The organism is Rhizobium sp. BK049, assembly GCF_014193135.1.
Classification (GTDB): Bacteria; Pseudomonadota; Alphaproteobacteria; order Rhizobiales; family Rhizobiaceae; genus Rhizobium.
Window position 1 is genome coordinate 100,963 of record NZ_JACHYV010000014.1, and the last position, 18,115, is coordinate 119,077.

General features: G+C 62.6%; 16 protein-coding genes. 9 read left to right on the forward strand and 7 right to left on the reverse strand.

The window, feature by feature from the left end; all coding sequences use genetic code 11:
- The first annotated feature begins 111 nt into the window (after window positions 1–111).
- From waaA to lpxK, 3 genes are all read left to right on the forward strand, one after another.
- Entirely contained in the window at window positions 112–1,431 is a 1,320-nt protein-coding gene (gene waaA, locus FHT70_RS16335) for a lipid IV(A) 3-deoxy-D-manno-octulosonic acid transferase (protein WP_183702969.1), read from the forward strand.
- 9 nt (window positions 1,432–1,440) lie between these two features.
- Window positions 1,441–2,163 (forward strand): HAD family hydrolase, encoded by a 723-nt coding sequence (locus FHT70_RS16340; RefSeq protein ID WP_183702972.1) that lies wholly within the window; start codon window positions 1,441–1,443, stop codon window positions 2,161–2,163.
- Between the two features lie 89 nt (window positions 2,164–2,252).
- Window positions 2,253–3,296: a tetraacyldisaccharide 4'-kinase gene (gene lpxK / locus FHT70_RS16345; protein ID WP_183702975.1), complete on the forward strand. Its 1,044-nt coding sequence runs from the start codon at window positions 2,253–2,255 to the stop codon at window positions 3,294–3,296.
- On the opposite strand, the gene FHT70_RS16350 is transcribed toward lpxK, so the two are convergent.
- Both FHT70_RS16350 and mutL read right to left on the reverse strand, forming a co-directional pair.
- Window positions 3,293–3,523 (reverse strand): DUF2093 domain-containing protein, encoded by a 231-nt coding sequence (locus FHT70_RS16350; RefSeq protein WP_011424196.1) that lies wholly within the window; start codon window positions 3,521–3,523, stop codon window positions 3,293–3,295. The genes lpxK and FHT70_RS16350 overlap by 4 nt on opposite strands.
- 67 nt (window positions 3,524–3,590) lie before the next feature.
- A complete protein-coding gene (mutL, locus tag FHT70_RS16355; RefSeq protein WP_183702979.1) occupies window positions 3,591–5,393 on the reverse strand; it encodes a DNA mismatch repair endonuclease MutL in 1,803 nt (600 codons plus the stop codon).
- Between the two features lie 183 nt (window positions 5,394–5,576).
- On the opposite strand from mutL, the gene FHT70_RS16360 reads away from it, so the two are divergent.
- Both FHT70_RS16360 and FHT70_RS16365 read left to right on the forward strand, forming a co-directional pair.
- Window positions 5,577–7,307: a response regulator gene (locus tag FHT70_RS16360; protein WP_183702981.1), complete on the forward strand. Its 1,731-nt coding sequence runs from the start codon at window positions 5,577–5,579 to the stop codon at window positions 7,305–7,307.
- A gap of 138 nt (window positions 7,308–7,445) precedes the next feature.
- The gene (locus tag FHT70_RS16365) at window positions 7,446–8,810 is read left to right on the forward strand and encodes an EAL domain-containing protein (protein WP_183702983.1); all 1,365 of its coding nucleotides are present in this window, start codon (window positions 7,446–7,448) and stop codon (window positions 8,808–8,810) included.
- Window positions 8,811–8,979: 169 nt separating this feature from the next.
- On the opposite strand, the gene FHT70_RS16370 is transcribed toward FHT70_RS16365, so the two are convergent.
- The 5 genes from FHT70_RS16370 to FHT70_RS16390 all read right to left on the reverse strand — a co-directional run bounded on the left by FHT70_RS16370 (window position 8,980) and on the right by FHT70_RS16390 (window position 13,024).
- The gene (locus tag FHT70_RS16370) at window positions 8,980–9,585 is read right to left on the reverse strand and encodes a PRC-barrel domain-containing protein (RefSeq protein WP_183702985.1); all 606 of its coding nucleotides are present in this window, start codon (window positions 9,583–9,585) and stop codon (window positions 8,980–8,982) included.
- A gap of 213 nt (window positions 9,586–9,798) precedes the next feature.
- The gene (locus FHT70_RS16375; RefSeq protein WP_183702987.1) at window positions 9,799–10,686 is read right to left on the reverse strand and encodes an SMP-30/gluconolactonase/LRE family protein; all 888 of its coding nucleotides are present in this window, start codon (window positions 10,684–10,686) and stop codon (window positions 9,799–9,801) included.
- Window positions 10,687–10,690: 4 nt separating this feature from the next.
- Window positions 10,691–11,323 carry a 2-dehydro-3-deoxy-6-phosphogalactonate aldolase gene (locus tag FHT70_RS16380; RefSeq protein ID WP_183703082.1) on the reverse strand — a complete coding sequence of 211 codons (633 nt, stop codon included), beginning with the start codon at window positions 11,321–11,323 and terminating at the stop codon, window positions 10,691–10,693.
- 13 nt (window positions 11,324–11,336) lie between these two features.
- Window positions 11,337–12,254, reverse strand: coding sequence for a 2-dehydro-3-deoxygalactonokinase (locus FHT70_RS16385; RefSeq protein WP_183702989.1), 918 nt, complete (start codon window positions 12,252–12,254; stop codon window positions 11,337–11,339).
- Entirely contained in the window at window positions 12,254–13,024 is a 771-nt protein-coding gene (locus tag FHT70_RS16390) for an SDR family oxidoreductase (protein WP_183702991.1), read from the reverse strand. Before FHT70_RS16390 ends, FHT70_RS16385 begins: the two co-directional genes overlap by 1 nt.
- Before the next feature lie 129 nt (window positions 13,025–13,153).
- On the opposite strand from FHT70_RS16390, the gene FHT70_RS16395 reads away from it, so the two are divergent.
- The 4 genes from FHT70_RS16395 to FHT70_RS16410 all read left to right on the forward strand — a co-directional run bounded on the left by FHT70_RS16395 (window position 13,154) and on the right by FHT70_RS16410 (window position 18,114).
- Window positions 13,154–13,948, forward strand: a complete 795-nt coding sequence (locus FHT70_RS16395) for an IclR family transcriptional regulator (RefSeq protein WP_183702993.1) — start codon at window positions 13,154–13,156, stop codon at window positions 13,946–13,948.
- 221 nt (window positions 13,949–14,169) lie between these two features.
- A complete protein-coding gene (locus FHT70_RS16400; RefSeq protein WP_183703084.1) occupies window positions 14,170–14,904 on the forward strand; it encodes a LuxR family transcriptional regulator in 735 nt (244 codons plus the stop codon).
- 614 nt (window positions 14,905–15,518) lie between these two features.
- A complete protein-coding gene (locus FHT70_RS16405; protein ID WP_183702996.1) occupies window positions 15,519–16,688 on the forward strand; it encodes an Mrp/NBP35 family ATP-binding protein in 1,170 nt (389 codons plus the stop codon).
- A gap of 451 nt (window positions 16,689–17,139) precedes the next feature.
- Window positions 17,140–18,114, forward strand: a complete 975-nt coding sequence (locus FHT70_RS16410) for a magnesium transporter CorA family protein (RefSeq protein WP_183702999.1) — start codon at window positions 17,140–17,142, stop codon at window positions 18,112–18,114.
- Window position 18,115: the final 1 nt, after the last annotated feature.

The window sequence follows — 18,115 nt, forward strand, 5'->3', positions numbered from 1 at the left end:
GTCGATCCGGATCGTTTGACGCATTCTGAACAAATTGATCGGCCATTCCGGCCGCAACGATAATAAGGGAATGGGTTTGATGTCGATCGTCTTGGGTCGGAGGCTGGCGCGATGAGCTCCCGGATGGCGCGGCTCGGTCTGAGCACATACCGTCTGGCGGGGACCGTGGCTTCCCCGGTCGTCGGCCTCTATCTGACCTACCGCACGGCCAAGGGCAAGGAAGACCGTGCGCGCCGCCTGGAACGCTTCGGCTATCCGAGCGCCAATCGGCCCCAGGGCCCGCTCGTCTGGTTCCACGCCGCAAGTGTCGGCGAAACCAATGCGGTCATACCGCTGATCCGCGAAATTCGCCGCCGCGACATTCATGTCATCCTGACCACCGGCACCATCACCTCCGCCAGGCTCGCCGCCGAGCGCCTCGGCCAGGAGGCGATCCATCAATATGTGCCGCTGGATTTGAAGCCATCCGTCAGCCGCTTCCTCGATTATTGGCAGCCCGATTGCGCGATCATCGCCGAATCCGAAATCTGGCCGGCGACGGTGCTGGAACTCGGCCGTCGCCGCATTCCGCAAATCCTGGTCAATGCCCGCATGTCGGACCGCTCCTTTGCCCGTTGGCGCGGCCGCCCGTCGATTGCTGAGGCCTTGTTCGAGAACCTCGCTCTCGTCATCGCCCAATCCGATGTCGATGCCGAGCGGTTTCGCGATCTCGGTGCCGTTCCCGTCATAACCTCGGGCAATCTGAAGGTCGATACCGATGCGCCGCCTTATGACAGCGCTGTCTTCGCCCGCTACAAGAAGCAGATCGGCGATCGCAAGACCTGGGCGGCGATCTCCACCTTTGACGGCGAGGAAAATGCCGCCGGCATCGTCCATCGCGCCCTGAAGGAGCGCGATCGTCAATTGACGATCATCGTGCCCCGCCATCCCGAGCGCAGCGACGAGATCGAGGCGGCGCTCGTCAAGCAGGGGCTGAAAGTCGCCCGCCGGACCCGCGACGATGTCCTCTCAGCCGATGTCGATATCTTTCTCGGCGATACGATCGGGGAAATGGGGCTTTATCTCCGTCTGACCGAAATCGCCTTCGTCGGCCGCTCGCTCTTTGCCGAGGGTGGTCAGAACCCGCTGGAGCCTGCCATGCTCGGCTGCGCCATCCTCTCCGGCGGCAATGTGCAGAATTTCCGCCAGGCCTATCAGAAGCTCGCCCGCAGCGGCAGCGCCCGAATGGTGCGCGATACCGAAATGCTGGCCAAGGGCGTGCATTACCTGCTGACCAACGATGAAGCCCGCCGTAACATGATCGAGGCCGGCGTCGCCACCGTGCACGAGATGCGCGGCGCACTGTCGGCGACGGTGAAGGGGCTCGAACCCTATATCAATCCGCTGACGGTCAAGGCGCGTTTGCTGCCCAGGACCGCAGCCCAGGTTTGAGGAGACGCGATGTCCGGCCCGGCGCATATCAAAGGCATCCTCTTCGACAAGGACGGCACGCTGCTCGACTATGATGAGAGCTGGCTGCCGGTCAATCGCGAGCTTGCCCGCATCGCCGCTGAGGGCGACCCGCTTTTGGCCGACCGGCTGCTGACCGCCTGCGGCATGGATCCGGTGAGCGGCCATATCGTCCCCGACAGCCTGCTCGCCGCCGGCAATACAAGGCAGATCGCCGAGGGACTCGTCGCCGCCGGGTCGATGGTCGACATCGACGAATTGACGATCCGTCTCGACGACCTCTTTTCCGGCGCCGCTGAATTTTCCGTGCCGGTGACCGACCTTGCAGGCTTCTTCGCAAGGCTGCATCGGCGCGGTTTCAAGCTCGGTGTCGCCTCCAGCGACAATGAGCGCTCCATCCGCCAGACGGCGGAGCGCTTCGGTTTCGCCCACTATGTGGATTATATCGCCGGCTACGACAGCGGCTTCGGCGTCAAGCCGGAGCCGGGCATGGTGCTCGGCTTCTGCGCTGCGACCGGTCTTCTGCCTGAAGAGGTCGCCATGGTCGGCGACAACAATCACGATCTGCACATGGGCATAAATGCCGGCGCGGGTCTGAGGATCGCCGTGTTGACGGGAACCGGCTCGCGCGATTCACTTGCTGCGGCTGCCGATCATGTGCTCGACAATATCACCGCCCTTGAGACGCTGCTGCCTGATCTGCAGCCGGCCTGATCGGTAAAGGCTTGCATTTTCATCGATTTTAATCTCTCAATCCGGCCGGGAAGACGAAATTCTCTAGCCGGCGGGGAGCGGACGGCAAAATGATTTCAGAAGCGCCGCCGTTCTGGTGGAGGAAAGCCGATTGGCGGGCCTGGCTGCTGGCGCCGCTTTCCTTTGTCTACGGCCGTGTCGCCGGCCATCGCATGGCCCATGCGCGCCGCGCCTCGGTTTCCGTTCCCGTTATCTGCGTCGGCAATTTCACAGTCGGCGGCGCCGGCAAGACGCCGACGGCGTTGACGCTCGCCCGCGCCGCCAAGGCGAAAGGCCTGAAACCCGGCTTTCTCAGCAGAGGTTACGGCGGCTCGCTCGATGTGACGACCGTGGTCGATCCCCATCATCACCGGGCGGTCGCCGTCGGCGATGAACCGCTGTTGCTCGCCCAGGAGGCGCTGACGGTGATTTCCCGCCGGCGCGTCGACGGTGCTCGGCGTCTGGTGGCGGAAGGCGCCGATCTCATCATCATGGATGATGGTTTTCAGAGCGCCCGGCTGGCGATCGACTATGCGCTGCTCGTCATCGACGCGACGCGCGGCCTTGGTAATGGCCATATCGTGCCGGCCGGCCCGGTCCGTGCGCCGATCCGCCAGCAGCTGCGTTCGGCGACGGCGCTGCTGAAGGTCGGCGGCGGCAATGCTGCCGACGCGATCGTTCGCATGGCGGCACGCGCGGCAAAGCCCTATTTCACCGCATCGCTGAAGGTGCGCGGCGACGACCGGCTTGCCGGCATCAAGGTGCTCGCCTTCGCTGGCATCGCCGATCCCGCCAAATTCTTCCGCACCGTCGAATCGCGCGGCGCCGAAATAGCCCTCGCCAAGAGCTTCGGCGACCACGAGCATCTGACCGAGGAGGAGATCGCCGACATCCTGACGACCGCCGAACGCCAGGATCTCCTGATTGTCACCACGTCAAAGGATTTCGTTCGTCTCTCCGGCCATCACGGCAAGGCGGAGCAACTGGCGAAAAAATGCCGGGTGATCGAAGTCGACATGGTCTTCGAGGATCATCTCGCCGCGAGCCTGATAATCGACCGGGCGATCGTCGCCTGTCGCGAGCGGCGTTTAAGGGAAATGAAAGTTAAGAGCTAACGCCGCTGGTTCGGCAGCATGCCGGCACGTTTGTCGGCTTCGATTGCAGAAATAACGTCGGCATAGGGCTCCTGGCGGGCGACGCTCCAGTAGCGCAGTTCGTCGAGCGGGATGTTTTTTCCGGTCATCGCACAGACGACATAGGAGCCGGGCGAGAGAATCTGGAAATCGCCGTCGAGATAACGGATCTTCGCCTCGCGGTTTCCGTGCCCTTCGAACAAATTCATGCGCTCCGTTCCCTGCAACTTGTCATCCGTCTGCCATACTCCCGCAAAGGCGGCTTTGCCAGCTTTTTCAGCTTCTGCCGAAAAGCCGCTCAATGTCGCTGAGCTTCAATTCGATATAGGTCGGCCGGCCGTGATTGCACTGGCCGGAGCCGGGCGTCACTTCCATTTCCCTCAGCAGCGCGTTCATTTCCTCCGGCCGCAGCCGCCGGCCGGAGCGAACCGATCCATGGCAGGCCATGGTCGCCGCCACATATTCGAGCTTGGCCGACAGGCCCGACGCCGTATCCCATTCGGCAATCTCGTCGGCGAGCTGGCGGATCAGGCCATGGACGTCGACCTCGCCGAGCATGGCCGGCGTTTCGCGCACCGCGATCGCCCCGGGACCGAAGCGCTCGATCGCCAGACCGAGCTCGGCAAACTCTGCCGCATGTTGCATCAGCCGGTCGCAATCCTCTTCCGGAATGTCGACGATCTCGGGGATCAGCAGCACCTGCGAGGCCAACCGCTTCGAATGCAGCGCCTTGCGCATCGCCTCGAACACCAGCCGCTCATGCGCCGCATGCTGGTCAACGATGACGAGCCCGTCCTCGGTCTGGGCGACGATATAATTGGCGTGGATCTGCGCCCGTGCCGCGCCGAGCGGATAACGCCCGGCCGGTTCAGGCGCAGTAGGCTGTGGCGAAGACTGCGTCTCGGCCCGCGCTGTCGGCATCGAAAGTCCGTCGAAAGCGGCTTGGGATCGTTCGCTGAAACCCGTTGCTGGCTGATAGGGGCGGGAGGGCGAGGTCTCCGCCGACCATGGCGCCTGCGAGCGTTGGGCAAAGGGCTGGAAACCGGGGCGGAAGGCGCGCAGCATATCGCTCGCGCTGGTCGTTGCCGCCCGGCTGCCGTCGCGCGCGAGCGCCTCGCGAATGGCGCCGACGATCAGGCCGCGCACCAGGCCTGGATCGCGGAACCGCACGTCGGATTTGGCCGGATGCACGTTGACGTCGACGAGGGCCGGATCGAGAGCGATCGACAGCACCGCCACCGGATAGCGCCCGGACGGGATCGTCTCGGCATAGGCGCCGCGGATCGCCGAGAGGATCAGCTTGTCCTGCACCGGGCGGCCGTTGACGAAGGCATATTGATGGGCGGAGTTGCCGCGATTGAAGGTCGGCACGCCGGCAAAGCCGGTGAGCGTGATTTCCTCGCGTACGGCGTCGAGCGCAATGGCGTTGTCGCTGAAGTCTTTGCCGAGCACCTGCGCCATGCGCGCCAGATGATCGTCGCCCGTTGCCGGAAATTCGAGCGTCGCACGGTCGGAGCCGGACAGCACGAAGCGCACGGCGGGAAAAGCGATCGCCATGCGTTTGACGATCTCGGTAATCGCACCCGCCTCGGCCTTTTCCGTCTTCAGGAATTTGAGCCGCGCCGGCGTGGCGAAGAACAGGTCGCGGACTTCGACGATCGTGCCGGGATTGGCGGCGGCCGGCCTCAGATGCAAGACCTTGCCGCCTGCAATGGCGATCTCGTGGCCGCCGGCGCTGTCGCGCTTGCGGCTTGCGATGCTGAGCCTCGCCACGGACCCGATCGAAGGCAGTGCCTCGCCGCGGAAGCCGAGCGTTCTAATATCCTCGAGCGTTTCGGCGATCTTCGAGGTGCAGTGGCGCCTGATCGCCAGTTCCAGATCGGCCGCGTCCATGCCGCAGCCGTTATCGCTGACCCGCAGCAGCGCCTTGCCGCCGCCTGCCGTGGCGATCTCGATGCGCGTCGCTCCGGCATCCAGCGCGTTCTCGATCAATTCCTTGGCAGCGCTCGCCGGCCGTTCGATGACTTCGCCGGCGGCGATCTGGTTGATGAGCGTTTCGGAAAGCTGTCTGATGGCCATGAGCTATTTTCGAGGATTCGCGGGCGGGAGGGAAGGGGTTTCCGATCGCTTGGTGGAACTGTGATCCGCGGCTCCCCCGCATTCGGGGATCGGTAGTGTTAAGCCGGTTTTAACAGAAAAATGGCATTTTTAATCACACACCTCCAGAAGCCGCGAAATCAAACAGATGTGGGACGAAATGGAATGAGTGCCGGCTTCGAAAAGGCGGACACATCATCAGAGACCGACGGGACGCTCGCCGGGGCAGATCTGCAGACGGCGCTCTTCGATGCGGTGTGCGACAGCCTTTCGGCAGCGTTCATCATCTACGACAAGAACGATCATCTGATCTTCGCAAGCCGCCAGATTCTCGAATTCTTCCCCTTGCCGCCCGAGATGCTGAAGCCGGGCATCCGGCTGCGCGATTTCCTGGGCGCGATCTACGATACCGGCGTTCGCCAGCAATATGATATCAGGCAGAGCGGCTCGCTGACCCGCGAGGACTGGCTGTCGCAGAAAATCGCCTCGCATTGGCGCGAGCGCTTCGAATCCGTCGAGCGACATGGCGCCGACAGCTGGGTCCGCTTCGTCAAGCGCAGGCTGCCGAGCGGTTACGGCGTCACCGTCGTTTCCGATATCTCCGAGGACAAGAAGCGCGAGGCGCAGTGGCGCTCGGACCTGGAGCGGGTGCAGCTCACCGAAGACATTCTCGATAATCTGCCGTTCCCGCTTTTCGTCAAGGATCGCAACCTCACCTATGTTGCGGTGAACCTCGCCTTTTGTGAGAAATATCAGAGGAGCGCCGACGAGGTGCTCGGGCGCAAGAGCGGCGATCTCTTCTCACCTGAGATCGCCAAGCGCTTCGAAGAAAGCGATCGTCACGTGCTGGAAACCGGCGAGATGTCGATCTCCCGCCAGCGGCAGATCTCCCGCGAGGGCATCGAGCGCGACATCGTCAGCCGCAAGCATCGCATCGGCAAGCCCGGCCGCTATTTCCTGGTGTCGACCATGCAGGACCTGCCGCGCGACGGCGCCGATCTTGAGGAGTTCGATCGTGCCTCGGCGATCACCGCCTCCGCCAATCAGAGTTATCGCCGCGCCTATGTGCCGGTGCCGAGCGCTGTGGAGCGCCGCGAGCCGGCGGCGATGGAGGCGATCGTTCCGGAGAATTTCTCCGGCCGCAAGATCCTCGTCGTCACCGCCGACCTTGCCGCCGAGGCCGCCGCTCTGCGGACGCTGTCGAAATATGGTTTCGAATCCTGCTCGGTGCGTGGTGAGGATGAAGAGGAACGATTCCTGGAAATCGCCACCTCCTCCGGCATTTCGCTCGATCTCTTGATCATCGACAACCAGATGGGCATGCGCTGCCTCGAGCTTTCCGAGCAATACGGCATCCCGGCGCTCGTCATGGACGGCTTCCAGATCGCCAACGAGCTCACCTTCCAGATCGCCCGCCACTTCAATCGCAACAGCCGCAACAACGGCGCCGGCGCCGATGCGGATTGGGAAATCAGCACGTCCGATGAGATGATCGGCCTGCAGGTTCTCGTCGCCGAGGACAACGATATCAACCAGATCGTGTTTTCACAGATACTCGAGGGCCTTGGCTATCGCCATATGATCGCCGCGACCGGCGACGAGGTCGTGCGCCTTTGGGCCGAGCACAGGCCGCAGGTGGTGCTGATGGACATTTCGCTGCCGGGTTTCAACGGCTTCGAGGCCGCGCGCCTGATCCGCCAGATGGAGGAAGCCGGCGGCGCAGCCCGCACCCCGATCATCGGCGTGCTCACGCAGGCCTTCGAGCGCGATCGCGCCGAATGCGCCAAATCAGGCATGGACGACGTCATCATGAAACCCGTCAGCCCCGACATGCTCGAGGCGATATTCCAGAAATACCTGATGGAAGACGCTGCACGGGTCCGAGCGAGCGGATGATACCGGTATCCGGCGGCGCGTGTCGTCAATTTCCCAATTTTGGGGCGAATCAGGCTGCCGACGCCGCTGATTTACTAGCGAATTGTTAAGAAATCCCGGTCATTCTTTGCCCGGCTGCGGAGGAAAGCTCGGACTTGGATGATGAGATCGGCGGAAACGGCTTCCTTGGCCGTGAGTCACAATGAGCTTCAAGCGATGGCCTATACCGATCCGCTGACCGGATTGGGAAACCGCAATCGCATGCGCGAAAAGGTCCTGCAGATCTCCGCCGAACGTGCCAGCGATCCGGCCCCTTTCACCATCGGCATCGCCAATCTCGACAGCTTCAAGCCGATCAACGATCTCTTCGGCTCCTCGGCCGGCGATGAGATCCTCTGCCAGGTCGCCCATCGGCTGAGGGCCTGCATTCCGGATGGGGCGCTGGTCACCCGCCACGACGGCGACGAATTCGCCTTCGTGCTGCCGTTGATTTTCGAACGGGCGAGCGCCGAGAAGTTCGGCCAGATGATCCGCGAGGTGTTGTCGGCGCCCTATGATCTCGGCGACCGCAACGTCCGCCTCTCCGCCTCCTTCGGCTTTGCCATCTACCCCTTCGCCGGCGAGGACTGCGAAGAACTGCTAAAGAGCGCCGACACCGCCCTCTATCGCTCCAAGCGCCGCGGTCGCGGCCAGATCACCGTCTATTCGCGGGAAATCGCGCAGGAGATGAAGCGCGCAACACAGCTGGAGCAGGCGCTCAGAAACGCCATCATCACGGACGCCATCGACGTTCACTTCCAGCCGATCGTCTCGCTCGCCAACAATCAGGTCGTCGGCTTCGAGGCGCTCGCCCGCTGGAACGATCCCGATCTCGGTTTCGTGGCGCCCGGCGTCTTCGTGCCGCTCGCCGAAGAGCGTGGTTTCATTGACGCGCTGTCGGAGGCCCTGCTTCGCAAGGCTGCTGAAGCAGCCTTGTCCTGGCCGCGTGAACTCTTTCTGTCGTTCAATCTCTCTTCGGCGCAGCTGATGGATCCCGGCACTAGCGGCAGCATCCTGTCGATCCTCGGCCGGGTCGGCTTCGATCCGCACCGCCTGGAACTGGAAATCACCGAGACGGCGGTGATGGGTTCGGCCGACACCGCCCACCGCATCATCGCCGATCTGCGTGCAGCCGGCGTTCGCATCTCGCTCGACGACTTCGGCACGGGCCAGTCGAGCCTCGGTCGTCTGCGCGACTTCATCTTCGACAAGATCAAGATCGACCGCGCCTTCGTCTCGCGCATCAATTCCGACCGCGCCTCCGAACACATCATCAAGGCGATCCTTTCCATGTGCGAAGGCCTGGAACTGGAAGTCGTGGCCGAAGGCATCGAGGATTATGCCGAAGCCGTGAAGCTGCGCACGCTCGGCTGCGGCATGGGCCAGGGCTACCATTTCGGCCGCCCGGCCGATGGCATCGCCACGCTGCGCTTCCTGCACGAGAACTATTACGATATGGTGCCCGCCGAGCGCGTCAGCGCATAAGCAATACCAGCAAAAGTGCGCAGCGGTTTTGCGTCCGGGATTGCGCAAAGCAAAAAGCCAATACCAGCGCACGTGCGCAGCGGTTTTGCGTGGTGAACTGCGTGAAACATGCAAAAAGCAATGGCGCCCCTAGGAGCGCCATCGCCTACGCTGTACTACCGCGCGCGGTTTACTTCGGCGTGGTCGAGCCGGTTGCCGTCGTGTCGGTACCGGTTGCGGCCGGGGCCTTCTCTGCAGACTGCATTGCCAATGTCTTGAACTCGGGCGCAGCCTTCAGCGATTCAGCGGTTTCGGTTGTTGTCAGCTTGAGACTGCCGTCCTGAGTGTTCTGGGCGATGGTGATTTTTTCGATCGGAACGGCGACGTCCTTTTCGCCGATGCCGAGGAAGCCGCCCACGCCGACGATCGCAGCAACGATGCCGCCATCTTTCTTCATGATCAGGTCGTTGATGCTACCGATGCTTTCATTGTTGGCGTTGTAGACCGACTGACCGATATAAGTGTTGGCGCTGATCTGGTCGGGAGCCTGCTCCGTCAGATAGGTACCCTGAGCTACATCCGTGCTCGGTTTTGCAGCCGGAGCCTGTGCAGCGTCGCCCGCGGGCTTAGTGACATCAGGGGTGACGGGCTTGGGGGCAGCCGGATCGGCCGGCGCTGCCTGATTGGTCGCGGCGGGATCGGCAGGCTGCGGCGCCGTCTGCGAAAATGCCGCTGGTGCGAAAGCCGTGGCAAACAGCGCGCCAGCGGCAACGGTCGTCAAAAGTTTGCGTGTCATTTCGAACCTACTTTCATTTCCCTAGAGTGATCGCTGACCCGGCAATGCATCATCCTTGCCGCGCCGGTTCGAAGGGAAAATGAGTGGTGCGCCGATTGGTTCCGGTTGAAAACACGGAAAATTTCTCAATTATCACGGAACTTTTATTAGCGAACGGCCCCGGAAACGAAAAAGACGCCCACTCGGGAGCGCCTTGCATTGGCCGAACTGCTGTCAGAGCACATAGACGGGATCGAACACGCCCTTGACCTCGATGCCGAGTTCCAGAAGCGCGCCGGCGCTCGGCTGGGCCGAACGGGCGTCCTCGTCAAGACCTTCCCAGGCCGTCGTCACCGCCAGTCGGTCGGCATTGGCGCCGATGAAGGCCGGGCAGGAGGGCTGGACGGCGGGAACCTTGTAGCGCGAGATACGCAAGCCATCGGGATTGTAGCGATCGACGACGCCGGCGCCCCAGCGAGCATTCCAGATATAGCCATCGGCATCCACCACCGAACCGTCAATGTCGCCGGGCTCGTTCATGCTGTCGACGAGCACGATCGGCTCGCCCGAGGGCAGGCCGGTCTGCGGATCGACCATGACGCGCATCAGCCGGTTGATGCGGGAATCCGTGTAGTAGCCGATGGTGCCATCCGGGGAAAAGCAGATCGAATTCGGAATGCTGATGCCGTTGAAGATCTTTGTCACCTTGCCGCCGGCGACATGGTAGATGGCGCCGGCCTGGTTTTCCGCTCGCTTGCTCATGGTGCCAATCCAGAGCGCCCCCGACGGATGGGTGCGGCCATCATTCGAGCGGTTTTCCGGCCTGTCGTTCTCGAGCGCCGCATAGAAGGTGAGGTTGCCGCTCGCCACATCACGCACGAAAAGCCCTTCCTCCGTCGCGATCAGCTGGCGTCCGGCGTCGATGCGGGCCAGCACGCTTGCCATCACGGGCAGCGGATGGACCTTTTTCTCCCCTGTTGCGAGTCTGAGCTCGTGCAGCTCTTTGCCGAGGATGTTGAACCACCAGACGATATCGCTGTCCGGATCATAGGTCGGACCTTCGCCGAGAACGGAATTGGTGTTGCAAAGGGTCTTGCCTTCGAACTCGTAAATGTCGGTCATACGTTCACGCTCCCATGGCTGCATCATAGGCGTAAATGGTCGCCTTGGCGCGCTCGGCAACCTCTGCCGCAGTCATTCCGGGCTTGTAGAGGCTGGTGCCGAGGCCGAAGGCTGAGATGCCGGCCCTGGTGTAATCGGCGAAATTCTTGTCCGACACGCCGCCGACGGCGGCAATCGTCAGTTCCGGCGGCAGGATCGCGCGGATCGCCGTGATGCCGGAAGGGCCAAGCACGCTCGCCGGGAAGAATTTGAGACCGGTGGCGCCGGCGCGTGCGGCCGCTAAGGCCTCCGTCGGCGTAAAGACGCCCGGCATCGTCACCATACGATATTCGCGCGCCCGGATGATCACGTCCGGTTCGACATTCGGAGTCACCAGCAGCTTGCCGCCGGCCGCATTCAGGTTGTCGACAGCCTCGACCGTCAGCACCGTACCGGCGCCGATCAGCACCTCGGCCGGCGCCATCTTCGCGGCGATCTCGATGGATTTGAACGGCTCCGGCGAATTGAGCGGAATCTCGATGGCCGTCAGGCCGTTTTCGATCAGGGCGCCGACGATGCTCTCGGTCTCGTCGGGCCGGATGCCGCGCAGGATGGCGATCAGCGGGCGCTTCATGTCGGGGAAGGGGATACGGTTCATCATGTCAGCTTTCTCAATTCGGCCAGATGGCTTCGGCGGCTGCCGATAGGCCGCGGCGCACGGCCGCGTCGGCGTCGATGGCGGTGAAGGCAAGGGAGAGGGTGTTGAAGGCCTGCTCATAGAGCGCCTGCAGGCGTCTGGAGGCGACGAGGGTGATGCCAGTGCCGTTGGCGGCATCCTGCAGCGCGCCGGCAATTTCGAGGCCGATCAGCGTGCCGGAGAGCTGGGCCTGCGCGGCCGCGGCGGAGATCCCGTGCAGCAGCTGGCCCGAACGGGCGGCAAACAGCAGATTGGAGGCAAGTGCGGGATGCGCAAAGGCCGCCGATACGGCCGCTTCGAAGGCAGCCGCATCCGCCGGCTGTTGTTCGGCACCTGCCACGGCATGCGACAGGATCGTGTTTTTGCTGATCACGTCGAAAAGTTCGCCGGTCATGAAAGTCGAAAAGCCGGCGACCTTGCCGTCCGCGACATGCACCCATTTCGAATGCGTGCCGGGCATGCAGACTGCCTGCGCCGCGGAGTTCGCGCGGCCGAGCGCGCCGAGAAGCTGGGTCTCCTCGCCGCGCATGACATCGGGCCTCGCCACATCCCGCTGGGCAAGGCCCGGCAGGATGCGGATGTCACGGCTTTCACCCGGCACGCGGACCGCCGCGGTGAGGATCGAGGCGAGCGGCGCGGGCACGTCGATATAGCCGGCTTCGACCCAGCCCTGCCTTGCGCCGGCCATGCCGCAAACGATGACAGGCAGACCTTGCGGCGCTTCGACAGCGGTGAGATGGCCCGACAGCACCTGGGAAAAGCCGATCTTGGCCGCGCTCGTCATGCCTTCGCCGCTGCGGCGTTCGGCAAGGATGCCGCCGTCCCTGTCGATCAGCCAGAGCCGGAAACTGCTGGTGCCCCAGTCCACCGCGACGTAAGCGGGATTAGCCATTACAAAACGCCTCCATCGACGATCAGGGACTGAGCGGTCATCGCAGCCGCGCAGTCGGATGCAAGAAACAGGCAGGGACCGACGATGGCATCCGCCTTGAGCGGGAATTTCAGGCATTGCTGCTCGACCGAGCGGGCGATGCTTTCCTCGGTGAGCCACAGCTGCATCTGCCGTTCGGTGACGACCATGCCGGGCAAAATGCAGTTCACCCGGATATTTTCCGGCCCGAGCCGGCCGGCCATGCTCTTCGTCAGTCCGACGACCGCCGCCTTCGCCGCCGCATAGGAAGGAAAGCCGCCCATGTTCAGCTTGAAGGCGATCGATGACATATTCACGATCGCGCCGCCGCCGGCTGCCCGCATCGACGGCGCCACCGCCTGCGAGGTGAAGAACACATGCCGCAGATTGACCGCCTGATTGTTGTCCCAATAGGCCTCGGTCACCGCGTCGAATTCGTGGCGGTCATCCCACGCTGCATTGTTGACAAGCACGCGGATCGGCCCGGATGTCTGAACGACGACATCGACCGTGCGCCGGATCGCCTCGATGTCGCGCAGATCGGCATAGTAGAACAGCACCGGATGCGCCGTTTCCCGCGACAGTCTTTCCGCGAGTTCGCTGCCGGCCGTCTCGGCAATGTCGATGAAGGAGACCTTAGCGCCCTGGCGTGCAAAACCTTCGACGATCGCGGCACCGATGCCCGATCCGCCGCCGGTCACGAGCACGGCGCGATCTTTGAACTCGGGAAATTGTGCTGCCACTGCGCTCACCGTTTCCTCCCTCCCGGATGTTCCATTATTCGGAACTTAATTTGACTATGTGGAATTATCGGATTATGCTGGTCTTCCTGTCAAGGGCGCACGCTTGCCGGCGCGGATCGATTCGATGGCACATAGACAATGACTTCAAGCGACGGCATGGCCCAGGCCCGCGAGACCGGCACCCTCGGCAAATTGATGGTTCTCCTCGATCTCGTCACCCATGCGGATACGCCACTACGCTTCACCGATATCCTGACGCTCGCCGGCCAGCCGCGCGGCACGCTGCATCGCCAGCTCAGCCACCTGGTGGAGGAGGGGTTGCTGGAGCTCGATGGTGACGGCTGTTATGCGCCGGGCCTGCGCCTGCTCGATTTCGCCGCGCGCAGCTGGGCGCGCAACGAATTCCGTCTGGTTGCCGAACCGCACCTGAGCGAACTCCAGCAGGCGACCGGCGAGACGGTGCATCTCGGCGTTCTCCGGGGACAGTCGATCATCTATCTCGACAAGGTCGAAGGCCGTCAGCCGGTGCGCATGTATTCGCAGATCGGCAACGCCTCGCCCTGCTACTGCACCGGCGTCGGCAAGGCCGCTCTTTCGCTGCTTCCGCCCGAAACTCTTGCCGATCTCCTCGCCGGCCTGAACTTCACCAGCTTTACCGCCTCGACACATGCTTCGCCCGAGACGCTTGCCGCCGAAATCCGCGAGATTGCCGAACAGGGCTATGCTTTCGACCTCGAGGAGCACGAGGCCGGCATCCGCTGCGTCGCCGCGCCCGTCTGGTCGGAGGATCGCACCTTCATCGGCGGCATTTCGGTCACGGGCCCGGCCTACCGGCTCTCGATGGAACTTCTGCGTCAGTGGGCCGTTCCCGTACAGCTGGCGGCTGCGAGGATTATGGAGGGCATGCGCGTCCGCCTCGGCCCGCGCCGGTGACGGTATCGCTACCACCTTTGCTGGACGGCTCGCTAAGCATGCTTATGATGAGCGAAATATTGAGATTTGCGGGCGAATCACGCCAAGTGGAATGACCCGCGAATCTACAACCACGCATTGGCTGAAGCCTGTCTGCCGAGACCGCTTCCACGTAATCCAATTCACGCTCGTCACGCCTCGATGCAACCGAACCGGCCGCGGCGCCGAAGATGAAAACTGTGATGGTACCCTTGTCGCAAACCTCCACGGAAGAAGACGATTATATCAACGAAATCGCCGGCCTGAAGACGCAGTTCGATATTTTCCGTTTCTTGAAACGCGTCACGGAAGCCTATCGCAGTCGCGCCTTCATGGTTCTCAACCTGCCGCCGATCACCTCTCTCGACCTGCAGGCCAACACCGTCATCACCAGTTGGCCGGCCGAGCTTCTGGCGCTCTACGACCAGGAAGCGCTGATGGTGAACAGCCCGGTTTTGAGGCGGCTTAGAACATCGACGCGGCCTTTCTTTTACGACATGTCGCGGGAGGCCTGGGCGCGGGACGACGGCAAGTCCGTCCTGGTCACGGGGTTGTTCGAGCGTTTCAGGATGATACGCGGCGCCTATTTCCCAACCCACGAGGCCTCCGGCCTGCGCGGTGCCGTCTCCTTCTCCGGCGACCGCGAACCCTTCAGCGCCGCCGAAATGCGCGAGCTTTGTTATATCGCCATCCATGTCTTTGACAGGCTTGCCGAAATCCGCAACCTCGATACGCGCATGACGGATTCGCTGACCGACCGAGAGATCGACTGCCTCAACTGGACGGCGGCCGGTAAGACCAGCGCCGAGATTGCCGAAATCCTCGCGCTGTCGGAGCATACGGTCAATCATTACCTCAACCGCGCCACCAAGAAGCTCGACACGGTCAACCGCACCCAGGCGGTCGCCAAGGCACTGCGGATCGGTCTGATCAAATAAGTCGCAAAGATGGTGGCGCGCCGTGGCCGTCCGCTCAGCGCTTAGGCAGAACCGGGATGTTGCCGCGGCGTTTCTCGGCGCTTTTCCCGATTTTTTCATCTGGCACGCTTTCTGCATCTGCTTTGCCAGAGGTCCAGAGGGGACTTTGATGACCAGCGCCAGGAAATGGCGCGGCCGACACACCGCTGCCCGACGCCGACGCCGCTTCTCTCCCGGCCTTCGGCGTCGGTGGCGGTTGTTGCCTTTTGGCACCGCTTCTTGGGCAGCTGTTTACGATTTCCTCTTCCCGGTCACTTTTCACTGGCCTTTTTTTCGGCTTGCGCTAATTCGCCCCGCATTGCGCCGGTTCTGGGGAGAGAGACCGTTGCGGCCATCAGGGCGAGAAGCCCGGCGGACTTGATGGCCGCAGCGGATTCGCGGGGTCCCCGCCGGCGTTTTTCGCAGCCGGCAAATTGATTTTCCTCCCGATGATTTTGTTTGGCGAAGACGTGCGGCTCCACTATCTCTACCGCATGATTTCATGCCTTGGTCGGAATCGGCCGAGGCTAAAATCATGTGCGCGCCTCGAAAGACGCGTGGCGCCGTAGTCTGCGAGAAAAAGCAATGAGGGTGGAATGACCGACGTCACCAAGGAACAGGTTCTCGAAACGCTGAAGACCGTGCGCGGACCGGATCTCGAACACGACATCGTCTCGCTCGGCATGGTCTCCGATGTCTTCATCTCCGACGGCAAGGTCTATTTTTCCATCACCGTTCCGGCCGAACGCGCCAAGGAGCTGGAGCCGATGCGGCTCGCCGCGGAGCGCGTCATCAAGGAGATGCCGGGTGTCAAGGGTGCGCTCGTCACGCTGACGGCGGACAAGAAGGCGGCCGCCGCGGCGCCCGCTGCCCGCCCGGCGCCGAACCCGCCCCACGGTCATGCCGGTCATGATCATGGGAGCCACGCGCATGCGCCGCAGCAACAGCCGCCCCGCGCCGGCAAGATCGGAGTCCCCGGTATCGGCGCCATCATTGCCGTCGCCTCCGGCAAGGGCGGTGTCGGCAAGTCCACCACCGCCGTCAACCTGGCGCTCGGCCTGCTCGCCAACGGTCTCCGGGTCGGCATTCTCGATGCCGATATTTACGGCCCGTCGATGCCGCGGCTCTTGAAGATCTCCGGCCGCCCGACGCAGATCGATGGCCGTATCATCAATCCGATGGAGAATTACGGCCTCAAGGTCATGTCGATGGGTTTCCTCGTCGACGAGGAGACGGCGATGATCTGGCGCGGGCCGATGGTCCAGTCTGCCCTGATGCAGATGCTGCGAGAAGTGGCATGGGGCGAGCTCGACGTTCTCGTCGTCGACATGCCGCCCGGCACCGGCGATGCGCAATTGACGATGGCCCAGCAGGTGCCGCTTGCCGGCGCCGTCATCGTTTCCACGCCGCAGGATCTCGCCCTGATCGATGCCCGCAAGGGCCTCAACATGTTCCGCAAGGTCGAGGTGCCGGTTCTCGGCATCGTCGAAAACATGAGCTATTTCATAGCGCCCGACACCGGCACCCGCTACGACATTTTCGGTCATGGCGGCGCCCGCAAGGAGGCCGAGCGCATCGGCGTGCCCTTCCTCGGTGAAGTGCCGCTGACGATGAACATCCGCGAAACGTCCGATGCCGGCACGCCGCTCGTCGCCTCCGATCCGAACGGCGTCGTCGCCGGCATCTATCGCGGCATCGCCGCCAAGGTGTGGCAGCAGCTCGGCGGCCAGCCCCAGCGCTCGGCGCCGGCGATCGTCTTTGAATGACGTTTCGGTTTATGGGCAGGACTTCCGGGCCGGAGCGCATGACAGCAAAGCGCTGAAGCGCCGAATCACCGTTGCGACCACCTCGAATTGTGCGGGAAATGTGGTGAAAAGCCGCGCTTCACGGAAGATGTCTTGATTATTTCACGGCTTTGCTTCATATGCCGCGGCGCCATGATGGCATTGCTGCAGATGCTCAATGACGGCCGTCTTCGTTTCGAAGGTCCCGGACCGCCTACAAGGTCGAAGGGATTGGTAACTGCGATGCGGTGGAGCACAATGCGCATGCTGGCTTTCGAGGCCGGATGCAGCCGGAGTTGTATGAACTTTCTTGATCCGCTTCCGTTTGGGCCTGGAACGAGCCACCCTCGCATTGCCGCGATGGCGGACGGATGGAAAGGCTTGCAATGAAGATGATGACCACGAAGTGTCGTGAGCATCGGAGACGCTGCCGGTGATCACCGCTTACCGTTCCAATTGCAAATCGGTCGAGATCCGCGATTTCTCGCAGCCGGCATCCTTTCCCGAGGATGTCGTCTGGATCGATATGCTCGAGCCGAGCCGCGAGGAGGAGCTTTATGTCGAGAAGGTTCTCGGCATCGAGGTCCCGACTCGCGACGATCTCAAGGACATCGAACCGTCGGCTCGCCTTTATATCGAAAACGACGCCGTCTTCATGACCGCTTCGCTCGTCTGGAAGGCGGACACCGACGCGCCGACGCTGACCGATGTCGCTTTCATCCTGGCCGGAAACCGCCTGGTCACCATCCGCTACGCCCAACCGAAATCCTTTGCGCTGTTCATCGCCGCCCTTCACCGGCTGCCGGAAAACTGGCGCAGCGGTGCGGCCCTTCTCGCCAAGCTGCTGGAGACGATCGTCGACCGGACCGCCGAAATCCTCGAAACCTCCGTCTCGCGCATCGACATCTTGTCGACGCATGTCTTCGGCAGGGCGAATAAGGTCCGCAAGCCTTCGAACTACCTCGAGCAGAAATTGCGCGATATCGCCGGTCATCACCGCATGATCAGCAAGCTGCGCGACAGTCTCGGCTCGCTTTCCCGGCTTCTGACGTTCTTTTACACGGTCCCGGCGATCCAGCAGGACCACGAGGCGAAGGAGCTCTGCCGCACCGTCTCGCGCGATATTCAATCGCTGTCGGAGCATGCCTCCTTTGTCGCCGGCAACATCACCTTCCTGCTCGACGCCTCGCTCGGCCTCATCAACATCGAACAGAACTCGATCATCAAGATTTTCTCGATCGCCTCCGTCGTGTTCCTGCCGCCGACATTGGTCGCTTCCATCTATGGCATGAATTTTCAGGTCATGCCGGAACTGGCCTGGGCGGCGGGTTATCCCTATTCGCTGGCCTTGATGGTAATATCAGCCGTCATCCCCTTTTTCTTTTTTCGCTGGAAAGGCTGGCTCTGAA